This window comes from Aequorivita sp. IT1282, from assembly GCF_058068205.1.
In genome coordinates, this window is the sequence record NZ_JBYRHR010000006.1 from 207,639 (window position 1) to 224,761 (window position 17,123).

The following is a 17,123-nucleotide window of genomic DNA, read 5'->3' on the forward strand; positions in this document are numbered from 1 at the left end:
AAACCAACAGTTCTTTCGGCGTTACTTGTCGAATTTTTTGATGGGTTTCTTTTTAATCATTCCTCCTTTAGCATCTTTAACGGAAGTCATAATCATAAAAGCCTGCGCGTCAATTTTATCTACTTCAGTTTTTAGCTTACTCATTTCCAAACGCGTAATTACAGTATAAACAATATCTACTGGTTTTCTTGGCTCGCCGTTTATTGAAAAGCCATTTTCGCCTTTAAAAATAGTACATCCACGTCCCATTTTTTCAATAATAGCTATTCGTATTTCGTCATTTTTCTCAGAAATAATAGTAATCCCCATAAATTCTTCAATACCGTCAATTACAAAATCGACTGTTTTTGAAGCTGCGAAATAAGTGAGTATTGCGTACAGCGCAATTTCAGTAGAAAGAAAGTAAGACGCAGTAGTAAAAATTGCTACATTAAATATCATTATAACATTCCCAACTGTAAGGCTAGTTTTGCGGCTAATGAAAATGGCTAATACTTCGGTTCCATCTATTATTGCACCTCCACGAATTGCCAATCCAATCCCTAATCCAAGGAATAATCCTCCAAAAGCAGCGACCAATATTTGATCGTCCGTAATAGTTGGATAAGGCATTATAGCCACAGCAACCGCTAAAAGCACTATTCCTAAAACACTTTTAACGGCAAATCTTTTTCCTATGGAAAAATAAGCCAATGCTAAAAAGGGCAGGTTGAAACACACTAACAGTAGCGAAAATGAAATACCCGCCAATTCATTCACCATTAGTGAAACTCCGGTAACTCCACCATCTATAAAACCGCTGGGAATCAAAAAACCTCTTAAACCAAATGACGCCGATAGAACTCCGAGAAGTAGATAGAAAATATCTACGACTTCGTGCGTAATTTCAACCTCAAGATTTTTAACGCGCTTTTCGAAAGGCTCAGAAGCTTTTGCTGATTTTCCGCTCTTTTGCCGCTTTTTTACTACGTCGATTATAATTTTATGGATAAATGGAATCAAGTATTTTGGTTTTAATTAGTGATGCGGTCAAAGTTAGACTTATTCCTTTTAATATAAAACGCGGTGTATTAAAATAAAAAAATCTGGTCGGCGATGAGCGCCTGTTCCGAATTTACTTCGGAAGGTTCGAACCCCCGACCCTCCCGAAGTTAATTCGGGATGCTCTAAACCAGCTGAGCTAATTCAATGATTTTATTAATCTCTCAATCATTTTTCTACTTTTCCATTTTTTAATCTGTTTTTCACGTAAGAACGCTTCAGTTTTTGTCGCGAAGCTTTCGGAATATTTAAGTTCCCAATCGTTAGCTTTTGACGTAAATCCTTTATGCTTCCAAAGATGCTCTTTTAACCGAAACAAGATATTTTCTGTAGCGCCAACATAGAATCTATCTAAAGTTCCAGAATATAGTATGTAGATAAAATAAGCCATAAAAAAAACCGAAGCGAAAGCTTCGGTTTTAAATCTGGTGGGCGATGAGAGCCTGTTCCGAATTAACTTCGGAAGGTTCGAACCCCCGACCCTCCCGAAGTTAATTCGGGATGCTCTAAACCAGCTGAGCTAATTCAATGATTTTATTAATCTCTCAATCATTTTTCTACTTTTCCATTTTTTAATCTGTTTTTCACGTAAGAACGCTTCAGTTTTTGTCGCGAAGCTTTCGGAATATTTAAGTTCCCAATCGTTAGCTTTTGACGTAAATCCTTTATGCTTCCAAAGATGCTCTTTTAACCGAAACAAGATATTTTCTGTAGCGCCAACATAGAATCTATCTAAAGTTCCAGAATATAGTATGTAGATAAAATAAGCCATAAAAAAAACCGAAGCGAAAGCTTCGGTTTTAAATCTGGTGGGCGATGAGGGGTTCGAACCCCCGACCCCCTCGGTGTAAACGAGGTGCTCTGAACCAGCTGAGCTAATCGCCCTCTTAAAACAATATTTTTAAACTTTTCCCCGAACCTCCCGAAGTTAATTCGGGATGCTCTGAACCAGCTGAGCTAATCGCCCTCATTGTTTAGAGGTTGCAAATATAAGCTAGTTTTTAATTCCCGCAAACATTTATTTGAAAAAAATTATAAAACTTCTGCAACCACAAAAGTACTCCCCCCAATAAAAATAAAATCTTGAGCTGTTGCGGCATCAAGCGCGGACTTATAAGCTTTTGATACTGAAATATATTCATCTCCAACTAGTCCAAATCCGCGAGCTCTAGTGAGTAAAAGTGAAGCATCCAAGCCCCTAGGAATATTTGGTTTGCAAAAATAATAAGTCGCATTTTGAGGAAACAACGGTAATACAGACGCCAAATCCTTATCACTTACAACGCCCAGCACAATGTGAAGGTTTTGAAAATCCTCTTTTCCAAGCTGTGCCATTACCAATTGCAGCCCTTCTTTATTGTGTCCTGTATCGCAAATTACTTTTGGATTTTCTTTTATAACCTGCCAACGCCCCATCAATCCAGTGTTTTTAACGGTATTTAATAAACCATCTTTTATATTTTCTTCAGAAATATTCCAACCATTTTCTTGTAAAATTTTCAAAGTTGTTAAAACAGTTTTTATATTTTTTCTTTGATAAATGCCTTTTAAGTCTGAAGTATAATCAACCACATCCATTGTTTCGGCAAAAGTAATTGGTGCATTTCTTTCCGAAGCAACATTTTGAAAGACAGCTTTAGTTTCTGGAAGGGATTCGCCAATTATAACAGGAATTCCAGCTTTTATAATCCCAGCTTTTTCTGAAGCTACTTTGTCTAAAGTGCTGCCCAAAAACTGGGTGTGATCTAAACCAATATTCGTAATTACGGACACTTCCGGAGTAATAATGTTTGTGCTGTCCAGCCTTCCGCCCATCCCAACTTCAATTATAGCGATATCTACCTTTTCATTTCTGAAAAAATCAAAAGCCAAACCCACGGTCATTTCAAAAAAAGACAGTTGATTACTTTCAAAATACGACTTGTGTTTGTAAACAAATTCTGAAACGTAAAATTCGAAAATCATTTCGCCATTAATTTTTATCCGTTCGCGAAAATCTTTTAAATGTGGCGAAGTGTAAAGCCCCGTTTTATAACCCGCTTCCTGAAAAACTGAAGCCAGCATATGGCTCGTACTACCCTTGCCATTTGTACCGGCAACGTGCACGCTTTTAAAACTTTTCTCGGGATTATCTAAATGATTGGCAAGGCTAATCGTTGCTGCCAAATCTGCTTTATAAGCGCTCTGCCCCACCCTTTGGTACATTGGGAGTTGCGCAAAAAGCCAAGCAATGGTTTCTGAATAGTTGATAGCTAAATTCTTTTATTTTACAATCAGTTTTTTTGTGGTCTGCTTTTTTCCTTCGGAAATTTTCAAATAATAGATTCCCGGCTGAAGGTTTTCAACAGAAAGACGAAGATCTTTTTCACCCTTAAAAGCCTGTTGTTTTACAAGTCTTCCCATAACGTCATAAACTATTAATGAAGCTTTTTCTGAAGTGTTTTTAAGCGAAATAGTCACCATTTCCGTAGCGGGATTTGGATAAACTTTCACTTCCGAAGAAAAACTATTTTCATCTAAATTCAAAATATCATCTGAAATATCAATTTTATAAATTGACCGACCATAAGTAGCGGCAAAAAGGAATTGTGAATCTTCGTGAATAAACAAATCTGTAACCACAACCGAAGGCAAATTTTCGCCTAAAACACTCCAATTTACACCTTCATCACTTGTCGCCAAAACACCTACATCTGTTGCTACAAATAGATTTCCAAAACTGTCTTGCTCCAAGTCGTTCACTGGAATATCTGGCAAACTCGCAGAAATATCGAACCAATTAGTTCCTAAATCATTGCTTTTATACACATGGCCCACCTCATCACCAAACCGATATCCCGAAAGCGTTAAGTAAACAATATTTGGATCTTCACGCGAAGCCAAAACTCTTGTAACCCATCTGTTGGGAACTCCTGCCGAAATATCAATCCAATTTGAACCACCATCCTGCGTAACCCACGCTTTGCCATCGTCTGTGCCCACAAAAATAATTTCGTTGTCTAAAGGCGAAACACTAATCGTTGTTATGGTGCCAAATGTAAGGTTGCCAGCGTGTGGCCCATCCGTGAGATCCGGACTTATAGCCGACCAAAAGCCAGCGGCATTCGTGGTTTTGTAAAGTTTATTTGTTCCGAAATAAAGCGTTTGTGAATTTGATGGATCAAAAGTAATTGGGGTGTCCCAATTTTTGCGATCGCCACTAGAAATACCAGAAGTGGCATTGGAAAAAGAGCTGCCATTGTTGGTAGATTTTCCCAAAGTTCCATTTTGAGCGAGCGCATAAATAACGTTTGTATTTGTAGGATCAACCAGCGGTTGAAAACCGTCGCCCCCAAAAATGATACTCCAATCTGTCAATCCACCCGTCTGTGTGCGGCTGGTGCTGTTATCTTGCGCTCCGCCGTATATTTTATTTTCGTTCTGTGCATCAACATGCATTCTATAAAATTGTGTAATGGGCAGCTTTAAATCTTTAACCGACGAAGCACCACCATTACTGCTGTAATAAAGTCCGCCGTCATTGCCGAGAAGTACTTCTCCTGGCACCGATGCATTAAACGCGAGCGCATGTTGATCTACGTGTACATTTGAAAAAGCATTTGACCAACTAGTACCACCATTTATAGATTTTTGAACAACGAAATCTACATTATAAATTATATTTTCATCTGTGGGATCTACATAAATCCCGCCAAACCACCAATGAAAACCTACATTGTTCAACTGACTAGAATTAACGGCCGTCCAAGAATCTCCACCGTTATTAGTTTTATAAACTCCTTGAATATTTCCCGAAGCATCTGCGTAACGGGTATAAAGTACATCTGGGTTCGATGCTGAAATATCTATACTGATTCTTCCCTTTTGTGAAGCTAAGTTTGGCAGTCCATTTGTTAGCTCTGTCCAATTAGAACCACCATCTGTAGTTCTGTAAATTCCCGAAGTAATTCCGCCGTATTGCCTATTATTAGGTCTTCTGATGCGCTCCCAACTTGCAGCGTAAACAATATTTCCATTGGTGGGATGAATTGACATATCTACAACCCCCGTAGAATCACTTACAAACAATACTTGCTGCCAACTATCGCCGCCGTTTGTGGTTTTATAAACACCGCGATTTGTACTTTTTTTGAACAATGGACCCATTGCGCCAACAAAAGCTATATTATCGTTATTTGGATCTAAAACAATTTTACCAACGCTGCCAATCTCTGGCAAACCTTTGGATTGCCAAGTGGTTCCTCCGTCTGTACTTTTATAGATTCCATCGCCATCGTACACCAATGAACCTCCGCCAGCGTTTACTTCGCCCGTGCCAGCCCAAATTAGATTATTGTTATTTTTTGAAATTTCTATATCGCCAATGGAAAGCATTTCCTGTTCGTCAAAAATTGGGATCCAATCGTCACCACCATTAATGGTTTTAAAAATTCCTCCAGAAGCGGCACCCACATAATACACTTCGGGCTGGGTAGAGGGAATTTCTATATCTGTAATTCTACCGCCTACATTTAAGGGGCCGCTGAACTGCCATACTTCGGTTGCATTACTTTTGTGTGCAGCTTGTTGTTTCCAACGGATTGCTTCAGAATATGCCGCAGTGTTTAATTCACCGTTTGGATAGGCCCTTTGCATAAACATAAAATCGTGCGGATACTTTTCATCCTTAATTTCTTCGGAAGCAAAGTCATTATTTTCTTTGGAAGTATTTTTACAACCCGCTAAACAGCATATAAGAAAGAGATAGGTAAAATTTCGAAGCATAGTATCTTTTTAGAAGTTTAAAGATACTGAAAAATTCAAGGTATTTTTAAAAGAGAAAAAGGCTATTGAGAAAGACTGAATCTATAGATAATTTTGCCAATCTGCTTTGCAGGCGCCTTATCATCAGCATTGAATTTTGTTGCTAATGCAGCTCTTTTGGCAGGCTCTAAAAGACATCGCGTATTATTTGTAGTTCCGCGTACTCCAGGAGTTGCGCTTATTACTCTTCCGTTTCTATCTACTTCAATGCTCACAACCACTGTTCCCGCTTCGTTACAGTCTTGCACAAATTTTTCTTTGTTAAGAGCTTTTCTTCCGCCCAACAAATAATTGCCATCTCCGTCCAAACCTTTACCTGTTCCGTAATAGGCACTCGCATTTGGGTCGCCATCGGGGCTTCCTTTGTCGCCAGGACTTTTATCATCTCCTTCGCCACCTTTTGCCGTGCCATCACTTTTTGGCCCGTTCAAAATACTTGAAAGTGCATCTGTTGTAGATTTATCGGGTTTTGGATCTGGCTTTTTTACTTCTTTTTTGGGCTGCTCTTTTACTGGAGTTACCGTTTGTTCCTTTTTAGGTTGCTCTTTTTTAATTACGGGAGCATCTACATTTTCTTGCGTAACAACATCTTCCTTTATATCGGTTTTAGGTTGTGCAATAGGTTCTGATGTTGTTTTTTGAGGTGCAGATTGAATTTTTTCTGTTGGCTGAATTTCACCACTACCCGTTTCAGTAGTCCCAAAATTAATCGCTATGCCCTGCTCCAATGGCGGATCCATATATTTCATCCCTACATAAAACAACAGAATAAGAATGATAACATGCACGATTACCGTGATAGTCATACTTTTTCGTTTATATTCTGTATCTAGAATTTTCAAGGCTGAAGTTTTATTATAGTGATTAAAGGCATTTACAATTTCAGTGCCATTGTGAACAAAAGCAACTGCATACTGCTTCTAAATTTGCTTACTTTAGTTAGGTCTGACGGCGAGAACGACTTTGAAGCTATTTCGGTTTGCAATATCCATCACAAAAACAGCATCTTCAATTGGTACACCTTCTTCAGCGCGAAGAATAATTGTAGGTTCATCTTGGCCAGCAAGCACCTTTTTAAGTTCGCTTTCAATGCTGTATTCGCTTACGCGCTCTTTGTCTACGTAATAAGCTCCATCTTTAGTTATACTAACGGAAGCTTTTTGCACATTTGAAGTCTTCCCTTTTGCCTTTGGAAGTATTAAATCCAAAGCGTCTGGGGTTATGGCAGGCGAAGTTAGCAGGAAAAATACCAACAACAGAAATACTATATCTGTCATGGAACTCATGCTAAATTCGGCACTTACTTTATTTCTTCCTCTTAAGTTCATTAAGTCGGCTCGTTTAACATGTCTAGAAAATCTACTGCTGTGGCTTCCATTTGATGCACCACTTTATCTGTTTTTACAACCAAATGGTTGTAGCCCATATATGCAATAATACCAACTATCAATCCAGCAACCGTGGTTGTCATCGCTGTGTAGATACCTTCTGCAAGGCTTCCCATTTCGGCTTGACCACTGCTGGTCGCCAATTGATGAAATGCCAAAACCATCCCGATTACTGTTCCTAAGAAACCAATCATAGGCGCAGCTCCGGCAATTGTTGCTAGCACACTTACATTTTTCTCTAGTTTATAAACTTCAAGACGACCTGCGTTTTCAATTGCGGTATTGATGTCTTCCAAAGGACTTCCAATTCGTGAAATTCCTTTTTCAGTTAAATGTGAAACCGGCGTGTTATTCTGTGCGCAAAGTACTTTTGCAGCTTGTATATTTCCTTTGGCTACGTGATCGCGAATTTGGTTCATAAAATTGCTATCCATTTTGGAAGCCGCTTTTATGGCGAATAGACGTTCAAAATAAATGTAAACCGCAACAAATAAAAGTATGAAAAGCACAAATATTATTATCTGTCCTGCCATACCTCCATTTAGAAGGAGATCCATTATGGATAAGGTTTTTTCTTCAGAAACTGGTTCAAGATTTTGTGCGACTTCTGCACCTTCTTGAATAAAGAAATTTAGCATAAAAAAGGTTTTGTTTTAGTGAATAACGGTATTAGGTTTCAGAAATTGTTAGGTGTGGTGAAATAACACTCTTTCGAATAAAAGGAAGACACCTGCTCCGGCAATAAAGCCTACAAAGGCAAGCCATGCAATCTTCTTTAAGTACCAGATAAAGTCTATTCGCTCCATTCCCATTGCAGCAACACCAGCGGCAGAGCCGATGATAAGCATACTTCCACCCGTTCCGGCAGAATACGCTATAAAGTGCCACAGCACAGAGTCTATTGGCATATCATACATTCCTATAGACGCAGCTACTAGTGGCACGTTGTCTATAATAGCAGAAAATATACCAAGCAATATTACCACCACATCTTGATTGGGGATTGCGCTTTGTAATACTTCAGCTAAATATCTTAAAGTTCCTACTTCTTCACCATTTACAACGCCATAAACAAGACTTTCGAGTCCTGCAACAGCCATTAAAATACCTAAGAAAAATAGAATACTCGAAATTTCAATTCGCGATAACGCCTTGTGTGCAGAATATAAATGCCTTCTTTCTTTGCTGAAATCTTCTTCGGGATGGATATATTCAGAAACAAGCCATACCACACCCAAAGCAAGCATCATTCCCATATACGGAGGCAAATGCGTCAAGGTTTTAAATATTGGTACGGAAACAATCATTCCTAAACCTAGGAAAAGCATTGTTTTACTGCTTAATAAAGCTTCTCCTTCTTTATCTTCACTATCATCCATCGCTATATTTCCTCGGAAAGCTGGCAAATAGCTGGCAATTATGAACGGTATTACAAAACATACAATAGATGGCAATACAACAAATTCCATCAAACCACCAGCAGATACTTTCTTAGCAATCCATAACATAGTTGTTGTTACATCGCCAATTGGAGACCAAGCCCCACCAGCGTTTGCAGCAATTACTACCATAGATGCGTACCAAATCCTGTCTTCTCTTCTGTGAATCAATTTTCTCAAAAGCGTAATTAGCACAATGGTAGCGGTAAGGTTATCTATTATTGCTGAAAGGAAAAATGCAAGTATCCCTATAATCCATAATAATTTTCGCTTGCTTTTTGTTTTAACAGCGCTTTTTAATACTTCAAAACCACGGTGAAGATCTATAATCTCCACTATCGTCATTGCTCCAATAAGGAAAATGAGTATCTCTGCTGTTTTCCCTAAATGGTGAAGCAGCGTACCTTCAAAGCCTTCCATGGCAAGCTCGCCTCCAGTAAGAAAACTGAATGCTTGTTCTTCAGTATTAATTACATCAAACCATCCGCTGACAAAACCTATAGCCAAAACAGCCCATATAAGTGCTGCCATAATAAGCGCAGGTACAGTTTTATCCAGTTTTAATGGATGTTCCAGTGTAATGGAAAGGTATCCAATTACGAAAATTAAAATAATGATTGATTCCATAGTGTTTGCTTAATATTGAAAATTATAACAATTGTTTCAATGCTATTTCAAAAGCAGTTTTGCTGATGTTCGTTTTAGAACTGTTATTATCGTAAGTATTTTGAATTGCGTTTTTAATGGTAATAGAGGTATCGTTAAAAATAGCCTCGTCCGTCATTAGTACTTTGCGTTCCATAAAATATGCAAAAACACGCGCCATTCCGCAGTTACTTATAAAATCTGGAATCAGGCTTACACGTTCATCGGTGTATTCCATGATAGGTCCGAAGAAAATTTCTTTATCTGCAAATGGCACATTCGCACCACTGCTTATAACCTCTAATCCAGATTTAATCATTTCGGAGATCTGATCCTTTGTAATTAAGCGCGAGGCGGCACAGGGTGCAAAAATCTCTGCCTCGAGTTTCCATATTTTATCATTTATCTCTTCAAAAGGAATCATGTTATCCGCAACAAGCGTATTTCCATCCTTTGTAAGGAAAAATTGTTTTATTTCTTCAAAAGAAAAACCGTCTTTGTTGATAACGCCACCATCGCGGTCAATTATACCAACAATCTTGGCTCCCATTTGCGATAAGTAATAAGCTGCTGCAGAGCCAACGTTTCCAAAACCTTGAACTATTGCACGCTTTCCTTTTACAGTACCGCCATAAATATCGTAATAATGCTTAACAGCTTCTGCAACGCCAAAGCCAGTTACCATATCTGCTACTTTATATCTTCTAGTAATATCTGGTGAGTATTGCGGACTTTCTAATGCTTTTATAACGCCGTGACGCAATTGGCCAATTCGGTTTATTTTATCTGCTTCGGTTGGAACAAAGTGACCATTAAAAACACCTTCCTGCGGATGCCAAATTCCACATTGTTCGGTAAACGGAATTACTTCGTGTATTTCATCTACGTTTAAGTCGCCACCCGTGCCGTAATATCCTTTTAACAAAGGGGCCACAGCTTTAAACCATCGTTCCAAAACTCCTTTTTTACGAGGATCGGAAGGATCGAAATTGATTCCAGATTTTGCACCACCAATAGCAGGGCCAGAAACTGAAAACTTCACCTCCATTGTTTTTGCTAGGGAAAGCACTTCATTCATGTCAAGTCCTTTTCGCATACGGGTTCCACCGCCAGCAGCACCGCCGCGTAACGAGTTGATAACCGTCCAGCCTTCGGCTTCGGTTTCGGGATCGTTCCAATGAAAAACTATTTCGGGTTCTTTTTCTTCGTACTTTTTAAGTAATTCCTTCATTAATTATGGAGTCTTTTAGAATACCCATTGCCAAAGCTTCGGGTTATGATTGCTGTCCGTGGTCAAGACTTCGGATAGTGACGACAAATATAAAAAACTTGTGAGGGGTTTAGATTTATTTTCTCTAAAATTTACAAGCTCAAAAATCATTCGGCTAATATTTCATTTTTTGAATTATTAATTCCACCTATAATCCTCAAGCACCTCGATTTCCTGTTTAATTTTGTTTATCCAAATTCTATTCGTGTCCTCGAGTATTCCATTTTTGGTTTCAAAGTCGTATTTTTTTTGATATTGTCTGCACTCTTGCCATAAGACTTCGTAGGCATTAGCGTAAGTATCAAATTTCTTTTCTTCTAAATTTATTAATTCAGCAAACTTTTTTCGAATTTTTCGGGCGTAAAGCTCGGCTATATCAAAGTGTAACTGCTCGTGTTCAAGCAAATTATCGGTATGTGTTACCGACCAAGATTTATCTCTATAAAATTTTGCTACTACCGTCAAGTTTTCATATCCTCGAATATTATCCTCTTCATCCACCATGACATTTTCTGGCACAATTTCAATCGTGTAAGTTGTTAGTGCATTTCCGAATAAATTTGGATCGATTTCCCCAGAAAAGTCTTTCCATTCTAATTTTTTATCGAGCTCCCAGATAATAAGGTCCCTATCTGGCTTATCAGGCCCATTTTGTGAAAATAATTGAAATGTAATAAAAAGCAGAAACCAAAAAATTTTCATAAATCAATCTATTATAAATAAAGCCCGAAAGTTACTATTAATAATATAAGTTGTAAACTTTTCCACTTGAATGATCCTTTGAAGCCCCAGTAACACTCGCCAAACAATTAACCTCATCTCGAAGTTTAAGAACGCCTAAAAGTCCAAAAATCAACGCTTCTTTATATTCTACAATTTCTGAGGAAGGAATAATTACTTTAATCTCTGCGAGGTTTTTTAACCTTTCAATTAAAAAAGAATTATACACGCCTCCGCCAGTTATAAATACTGAAGCATTCGATGGAAATTGTTTAGCAAGTTGCATCGCAATATGCTCCGTAAATGTGCGCAATATGTCTTCGGAAGTAATTTTGAAGTCATCCAAAAGTGGAAATATCTGTTCTTTAACCCACTCCAATCCCAAAGATTTCGGTGGTTTTTCATTGTAAAAAGAAATCGAATTTAATTTTTGAAGTAGCTTTTCATCTACTTTTCCCGAAACCGCAATTTTTCCGCTTTCATCAAAATCAAACCCAAGTTTTTCGGCGTACTTGTTTAAAACAATGTTCACAGGACAAATATCAAAAGCGATTCTTTCTCTATTTTTTTCAAAAGAACAATTCGCGAAACCGCCCAAATTCAAGCAATAATCGTATTCCGGAAAAAGTAATTTATCGCCAATTGGAACTAAAGGCGCCCCCTGTCCGCCGAGGGCAACATCCTGTACCCGAAAATCGCAAACCACCGTTTGTCCGAGTGTTTTTGAAATACGTGGCAAATTGCCAATTTGGTACGTAAATCCTCTCTCTGGCTGATGTAAAATTGTGTGCCCGTGGCTACAAACCGCATCAATTTCTTGAATATTGTGTTTTTTAATGAATTTAGAAATTTCTTCGGAAAGCTTTTCGGTGTATTTAAAACCGAGTCGCTCTAGTTGCTCTTCAGAATTATTGATAGCGTCTCGCAATTCGTCCTTCCAAAAGGTAGAATATGGAACTGTTTCCGCTGCGAGGATTTCGAAATTCCATTTTTTTTCAGATAAGCTAAATATAATTTCTGCCAAATCAATTCCGTCTAGCGAAGTGCCGCTCATTACGCCAATAATATGGTAACTGTTATTTTCCAATTTTCGAAATGTTATTATTTTAAAGATAACACAGAAGATTTAAAAAATTCCAAAATACACGCAACAAATTCCAAATAAATTTCAAGAAAATGACAGCATCAAATTTCAAACCTTCTCATCCCTTTTGGCCCCGATAACTATCGGGATGGGGTTTGGTCCTTCTTTGTTATTTGGAATTTGGGTTTTGCTTTAATTTTAAAGTACCTTTGCAATTCTCTAAAACGAATTTTTTCAAAACTCAAGCTTATGGATTTCAGTCTTTCTGAAGAACAATTAATGATTCGCGACGCCGCACGCGATTTTGCCCGCACCGAATTACTTCCGGGGGTTATAGAACGCGATAACCTTCAAAAATTTCCTACCGAACAAGTTAAGAAAATGGGCGAACTCGGATTTCTAGGAATGATGGTCGATCCAAAATACGGCGGAGGCGGAATGGACACTACTAGTTACGTTTTGGTAATGGAAGAGCTCAGCAAAGTTGATGCTTCGTGTTCAGTAATCGTTTCTGTAAACAATTCATTAGTTTGCTTCGGACTTGAAAAATATGGCTCTGAAGATCAAAAACAGAAATACCTAACAAAACTTACAACTGGCGAGAAATTAGGCGCATTTTGCTTGAGCGAACCAGAAGCTGGTAGTGATGCAACTTCGCAAAAAACTACCGCTATAGATAAAGGTGACCATTACATTCTGAACGGCACCAAAAACTGGATTACAAACGGTGGAACTGCAGATTATTATTTAGTAATTGCACAAACCGATAGAGAAAAAAAACACAAAGGAATCAACGCTTTTATTGTTGAAAAAGGCTGGGAAGGATTTGAAATTGGACCAAAAGAAGACAAATTGGGTATCCGCGGAAGCGATACGCATTCTTTAATATTCAACGACGTAAAAGTACCAAAGGAAAACCGCATTGGCGAAGACGGATTCGGTTTTAAATTCGCAATGAAAACCCTTGCTGGTGGCCGAATTGGTATAGCTGCCCAAGCTTTGGGAATTGCCGGTGGAGCATACGATCTTGCACGAGAATATTCTAAAGTTCGCAAAGCTTTTGGAACAGAAATTTGCAACCATCAAGCTATCGCTTTTAAACTTGCAGATATGCACACTAGCATTGAAGCTGCGCGTCTTTTGGTAATGAAAGCAGCTTGGGATAAAGACCAAGGCAACGATTACGATATGAGCGGCGCAATGGCAAAATTATACGCCAGCCAAGTAGCAATGGATGTTTCTGTGGAAGCAGTTCAGGTTCACGGTGGAAATGGTTTCGTTAAAGAATATCACGTAGAACGCTTTATGCGCGATGCGAAAATTACACAGATTTACGAAGGTACTTCAGAAATTCAGAAAATCGTTATTTCAAGAGGACTTTTGAGAGATTAATACTTTGAAATGTCTCCCCGAGCGCAGTCGAGGGGTAATCATTAAAATTCTAAACCCGTCCAAGCGACGGGTTTTTTTATAGGAAGAAATCCCAAACTAAACCAAAGCGCAACACGGCGTCGCGATACGGATAACCTGGTGCTGAAAAATGATCGTTTGTTCCACTGCTAAATAAATTAGTAAAGTTTTCATAAACCAAGAAAATGCGTGTCTGCCGTATTTTCGCATTAAAGAAAATATCTACCAACGGAAAACCACCCAATTCCTGATCGTTCTGCACATAAAATTCTGCAAGTACAGGATCATACCCATTCATATTGTATTTGGTGAAGTATTTAAAAGTAACTCCAGTCTGCAAAAACAATGCACGTTTAAATAAGTGATTCTCAAAATAAAGGGTATTTCGTGTAATGAGTTGCGGAACATTAAGTACGTTTTCGCCAGTTAAAACTTGTTGGTACATCACCGTATTTTCCAATCCGAAATTGCCGTACTTAAATTCTTTTGCAGCTTTTATTTTTAAATAATCAACTCGTTCCGAAGCTTGCATTGGCGATGGCGTGCTATCGTTTTCCTTTATCCCAAAGTACGTATAATCGTCAATTCCAGTATAACTAACAGATGCATTCCCGAATTTCTTAGTATTAATTTCAAAGTTTAATTCCTGAGTTTTTATATTGTTTAACTCGTTTTTCCAATTGTAATTTTGGTAATCACTTTGGTACAAAAGAAAGTTAAAATTGGGCGCTACAGAATGTATTGTTAGCGATGCTCTTGCATTGTAATCTTCGTTTAAATCGTACGATGCTGCGCCCTGCAAATAATTTCCATCAAAATCGCCGGCAACATTTATGGCTCCTTTTCCACTAAGTTTAAAGCCTCTATATTCTTTTTCGTATGCCGCGCCAGCTTCAATAATATTTCCTTTAATTCTGTTGGGAATACGTTCGTCATCTAAAATTAAAACCGAATCATATCCGTAATTAAAATCATTGTAACCTGCCCAAGCCGTAATTTTTCCGATAAGCGAATTATTAAAATCTGCGTATGCTTTTACATTAAAATCTTCCAGTTTTGTTTTCGTGAACAAATTCGCAGTTTCGTAAGATGGCCCATATGCCGAAAAAGGTGCAGTTTGGTTGTATCTAAAAAACTTATCTTCATAACTCAAAACATTCCCAATCGTTAATACGGAATACCCCGTACTGTCGCGAGTGCTTAGTAATTCGTAATAATGATCGGCATAAAAACGAAGCCCTTCCAGTTTGTTTTCGGCATTTTCAAAGTTAACATCAAGTCTTCCACGATCACTAAATTCGGGATCATCGTTTATAAAAAGCTGTAAAGAATTGTCCGTCAATCCACCGTTTTCTTCATTTAAAATATCCTGCGCAGCTAAGTGTATGCGGGCACTGTAGCGCTTGCTTTTTGTATGATAATTTGAAGTGAAAAGTAAATTACCCGTGCTCGTTAAAATATGTTGATAGTTCCCAAGAGAACGAACGCCCTTATAACCCACTGAAAAATTAAATTGAGGCGAAGTATTTACTGTAAAAAACGCATCTAATTGCTGCCCCTGTGCATAAGCTGTTTTGAAATATAGCTCGGTTAAAGGTGTTGGAACGTTGAAGTAATTCACATCCTCAATTTCTTTATAATTGAAATGATGCGACTGCGCTACAAAAAGCGGTTTCAGATTCAATTTGTCAAAAGAATACGCAAGCGAATTATATGTCTGCCCAACGTTTGAAAACTGAAGCAATTCAAAATTATCTTTTCTTAAATAATTGAATTTGTATTTTTTCGCAATAGAAAGCGTAGTGTCTATAAAAGTAGTATCGCGGGCTGCCGAAATTATTTTGTAGTAATCAATTGGCGGCTTATCCTTTTTTGCGGGAGTAGTTTGCGAAAACACAGTTGTCGAGGCACAAAACAATAGGAATAGCAAAAGTGTCTTTTTCATCCGTGATATAACTTTCGGGCAAAGGTATATTTTTTTTAGCTGAAAGGGATATTGAGTTTTTAGGTTATTGAATACATTTCAACCTTCCTCTTTCAATAACTGAATAACTTAGTAACTTTGGCAAATGTTGCAGCTAAAAATCAATCCCAATTTACTAGAATGCGGTACAGACGAAGCAGGTCGCGGTTGTCTGGCTGGCCCTGTTACCGCCGCCGCGGTGATTCTTCCCGATAATTTTCAACACCCTTTTTTGACCGATAGCAAACAGCTTTCAGAAAAAAAACGTTTGGAGTTAAAAGTGATTATTGAACGGGAAGCCATTTGTTTTAAAGTGGTCCACGTAATGATGGATGAAATTGACAAAATAAATATTCTAAACGCCTCCATTTTAGGAATGCACCGCGCCATAAAAGGGCTTACGTCCATTCCACAATTTATTGCCATTGACGGCAATCGTTTTAAACCTTTCGGAAAAACACCTTTTGAATGTGTTGTAAAAGGCGATGGAAAATTTCTGCATATTGCCGCAGCTTCCATTTTAGCAAAAACATATCGCGATGAATATATGACTGCGCTTCACAACGATTTTCCGCAGTACAATTGGAAACAAAATAAAGGCTACCCCACTAAACAGCACCGCGAAGCCATTCGCAACCACGGCAGTACTATTTTTCATCGAAAGAGTTTTAGATTACTCCCAGAAAACCCGGCAATTGAAGGCAAACTTAAATCCTAAATGGAGAAAAAATTATTCTTGAAAATTTTGAATTTAAAATTCCAAAGGCTCCCTTCGAATATGTCGCACTCTTAAAATCCTTATTTCTTTTGAAGTAGTTTGGTAGGCAATGCGATAGCTGGATATTTCAAAAGCACGAAACGAACCATCATTATTTAGTTTGTATTTATCTGGCGGGAATTTTTCAGGATTATCACCCAGACTTTCAGCAGTGTCAAGAATACTATTTGTCACTTTTCTTGCAGACTCTAATGAATCCTCACGGATATATTCAAATATCTTTCTTAACTGAGCAAGGGCTCTTTTCTGCCAAACAACTCTTACCAACTTTCCACAATTTTTTTGACTTCTGCTTGGGTGTAAAATTCACCTCTTTCAATAGCTGCCACGGCCTCGTCAATTTCCTTATTATATTGCTCAATACTTATGCGTTCAGATTCAGAGATTTTCTTTCTGTATTCTAACATGTTTTTGATAATTTCTAAAAAGGCTGGATCTGTTACAGATTCCAACTCCTTTTGTATCCATTTTTTATCGTCTGTCAGATTCATAATAAGCAGCTTTAATTTTATAAATATACTGAAAAATCAATTCTTAAAAACATCTTGTTCTTTTGAGACAAGAATTTTCCTCCCCCTTTTT

17 protein-coding genes and 1 tRNA gene are annotated in these 17,123 nt (G+C 38.0%); 2 read left to right on the top strand and 16 right to left on the bottom strand.

Annotated elements, in window-relative coordinates; all coding sequences use genetic code 11:
* Positions 1–21: 21 nt before the first annotated feature.
* The 13 genes from AC3RVG_RS14250 to AC3RVG_RS14310 all read right to left on the bottom strand — a co-directional run bounded on the left by AC3RVG_RS14250 (position 22) and on the right by AC3RVG_RS14310 (position 12,393).
* Positions 22–1,002, bottom strand: coding sequence for a YitT family protein (locus tag AC3RVG_RS14250; RefSeq protein ID WP_489692141.1), 981 nt, complete (start codon positions 1,000–1,002; stop codon positions 22–24).
* A 178-nt stretch (positions 1,003–1,180) separates the two neighbouring features.
* Positions 1,181–1,432, bottom strand: a complete 252-nt coding sequence (locus AC3RVG_RS14255; RefSeq protein ID WP_489692142.1) for a GIY-YIG nuclease family protein — start codon at positions 1,430–1,432, stop codon at positions 1,181–1,183.
* A 129-nt stretch (positions 1,433–1,561) separates the two neighbouring features.
* On the bottom strand, positions 1,562–1,813 hold the full coding sequence (locus tag AC3RVG_RS14260) for a GIY-YIG nuclease family protein (protein ID WP_489692142.1): 252 nt from the start codon (positions 1,811–1,813) through the stop codon (positions 1,562–1,564).
* A 35-nt stretch (positions 1,814–1,848) separates the two neighbouring features.
* Positions 1,849–1,926: transfer RNA gene (locus AC3RVG_RS14265), tRNA-Val, on the bottom strand.
* A gap of 147 nt (positions 1,927–2,073) precedes the next feature.
* Positions 2,074–3,291, bottom strand: coding sequence for a bifunctional folylpolyglutamate synthase/dihydrofolate synthase (locus tag AC3RVG_RS14270; RefSeq protein ID WP_489692245.1), 1,218 nt, complete (start codon positions 3,289–3,291; stop codon positions 2,074–2,076).
* Between the two features lie 12 nt (positions 3,292–3,303).
* Positions 3,304–5,805: a T9SS type A sorting domain-containing protein gene (locus AC3RVG_RS14275; RefSeq protein ID WP_489692143.1), complete on the bottom strand. Its 2,502-nt coding sequence runs from the start codon at positions 5,803–5,805 to the stop codon at positions 3,304–3,306.
* Positions 5,806–5,867: 62 nt separating this feature from the next.
* The gene (locus AC3RVG_RS14280; protein WP_489692144.1) at positions 5,868–6,686 is read right to left on the bottom strand and encodes an energy transducer TonB; all 819 of its coding nucleotides are present in this window, start codon (positions 6,684–6,686) and stop codon (positions 5,868–5,870) included.
* Positions 6,687–6,779: 93 nt separating this feature from the next.
* Positions 6,780–7,172, bottom strand: coding sequence for an ExbD/TolR family protein (locus AC3RVG_RS14285; protein WP_489692145.1), 393 nt, complete (start codon positions 7,170–7,172; stop codon positions 6,780–6,782).
* Positions 7,172–7,870, bottom strand: coding sequence for a MotA/TolQ/ExbB proton channel family protein (locus AC3RVG_RS14290; RefSeq protein ID WP_489692146.1), 699 nt, complete (start codon positions 7,868–7,870; stop codon positions 7,172–7,174). The genes AC3RVG_RS14285 and AC3RVG_RS14290 overlap by 1 nt, the downstream gene beginning before the upstream one ends.
* Before the next feature lie 48 nt (positions 7,871–7,918).
* On the bottom strand, positions 7,919–9,298 hold the full coding sequence (gene nhaD / locus AC3RVG_RS14295; RefSeq protein ID WP_489692147.1) for a sodium:proton antiporter NhaD: 1,380 nt from the start codon (positions 9,296–9,298) through the stop codon (positions 7,919–7,921).
* Positions 9,299–9,320: 22 nt separating this feature from the next.
* Positions 9,321–10,547, bottom strand: a complete 1,227-nt coding sequence (locus AC3RVG_RS14300; protein WP_489692148.1) for a Glu/Leu/Phe/Val dehydrogenase dimerization domain-containing protein — start codon at positions 10,545–10,547, stop codon at positions 9,321–9,323.
* A 177-nt stretch (positions 10,548–10,724) separates the two neighbouring features.
* A complete protein-coding gene (locus AC3RVG_RS14305) occupies positions 10,725–11,288 on the bottom strand; it encodes a DUF922 domain-containing protein (protein ID WP_489692149.1) in 564 nt (187 codons plus the stop codon).
* Positions 11,289–11,325: 37 nt separating this feature from the next.
* Positions 11,326–12,393 (bottom strand): anhydro-N-acetylmuramic acid kinase, encoded by a 1,068-nt coding sequence (locus AC3RVG_RS14310; RefSeq protein WP_489692150.1) that lies wholly within the window; start codon positions 12,391–12,393, stop codon positions 11,326–11,328.
* Between the two features lie 246 nt (positions 12,394–12,639).
* On the opposite strand from AC3RVG_RS14310, the gene AC3RVG_RS14315 reads away from it, so the two are divergent.
* Positions 12,640–13,782: an acyl-CoA dehydrogenase gene (locus AC3RVG_RS14315; RefSeq protein WP_489692151.1), complete on the top strand. Its 1,143-nt coding sequence runs from the start codon at positions 12,640–12,642 to the stop codon at positions 13,780–13,782.
* Between the two features lie 76 nt (positions 13,783–13,858).
* On the opposite strand, the gene AC3RVG_RS14320 is transcribed toward AC3RVG_RS14315, so the two are convergent.
* Complete coding sequence (locus AC3RVG_RS14320) at positions 13,859–15,745, bottom strand: putative porin (protein WP_489692152.1); 1,887 nt, start codon at positions 15,743–15,745, stop codon at positions 13,859–13,861.
* A 124-nt stretch (positions 15,746–15,869) separates the two neighbouring features.
* On the opposite strand from AC3RVG_RS14320, the gene rnhB reads away from it, so the two are divergent.
* On the top strand, positions 15,870–16,481 hold the full coding sequence (gene rnhB, locus AC3RVG_RS14325) for a ribonuclease HII (protein WP_489692153.1): 612 nt from the start codon (positions 15,870–15,872) through the stop codon (positions 16,479–16,481).
* Between the two features lie 33 nt (positions 16,482–16,514).
* Here the strand turns inward: rnhB and AC3RVG_RS14330 are convergent, their stop codons facing one another.
* Both AC3RVG_RS14330 and AC3RVG_RS14335 read right to left on the bottom strand, forming a co-directional pair.
* On the bottom strand, positions 16,515–16,808 hold the full coding sequence (locus tag AC3RVG_RS14330; protein ID WP_489692154.1) for a type II toxin-antitoxin system RelE/ParE family toxin: 294 nt from the start codon (positions 16,806–16,808) through the stop codon (positions 16,515–16,517).
* Positions 16,802–17,032: a hypothetical protein gene (locus AC3RVG_RS14335; protein WP_489692155.1), complete on the bottom strand. Its 231-nt coding sequence runs from the start codon at positions 17,030–17,032 to the stop codon at positions 16,802–16,804. Before AC3RVG_RS14335 ends, AC3RVG_RS14330 begins: the two co-directional genes overlap by 7 nt.
* Between the last annotated feature and the right edge of the window lie 91 nt (positions 17,033–17,123).

Coding starts and splice junctions, on each gene's coding strand:
- AC3RVG_RS14255 (WP_489692142.1), bottom strand. CDS start 1,432: ATGGCTTATTTTATCTACATACTATATTCTGGAACTTTAGATAGATTC.
- AC3RVG_RS14260 (WP_489692142.1), bottom strand. CDS start 1,813: ATGGCTTATTTTATCTACATACTATATTCTGGAACTTTAGATAGATTC.
- AC3RVG_RS14275 (WP_489692143.1), bottom strand. CDS start 5,805: ATGCTTCGAAATTTTACCTATCTCTTTCTTATATGCTGTTTAGCGGGT.
- AC3RVG_RS14285 (WP_489692145.1), bottom strand. CDS start 7,172: ATGAACTTAAGAGGAAGAAATAAAGTAAGTGCCGAATTTAGCATGAGT.
- AC3RVG_RS14290 (WP_489692146.1), bottom strand. CDS start 7,870: ATGCTAAATTTCTTTATTCAAGAAGGTGCAGAAGTCGCACAAAATCTT.
- nhaD (WP_489692147.1), bottom strand. CDS start 9,298: ATGGAATCAATCATTATTTTAATTTTCGTAATTGGATACCTTTCCATT.
- AC3RVG_RS14300 (WP_489692148.1), bottom strand. CDS start 10,547: ATGAAGGAATTACTTAAAAAGTACGAAGAAAAAGAACCCGAAATAGTT.
- AC3RVG_RS14305 (WP_489692149.1), bottom strand. CDS start 11,288: ATGAAAATTTTTTGGTTTCTGCTTTTTATTACATTTCAATTATTTTCA.
- AC3RVG_RS14315 (WP_489692151.1), top strand. CDS start 12,640: ATGGATTTCAGTCTTTCTGAAGAACAATTAATGATTCGCGACGCCGCA.
- AC3RVG_RS14320 (WP_489692152.1), bottom strand. CDS start 15,745: ATGAAAAAGACACTTTTGCTATTCCTATTGTTTTGTGCCTCGACAACT.
- rnhB (WP_489692153.1), top strand. CDS start 15,870: ATGTTGCAGCTAAAAATCAATCCCAATTTACTAGAATGCGGTACAGAC.
- AC3RVG_RS14335 (WP_489692155.1), bottom strand. CDS start 17,032: ATGAATCTGACAGACGATAAAAAATGGATACAAAAGGAGTTGGAATCT.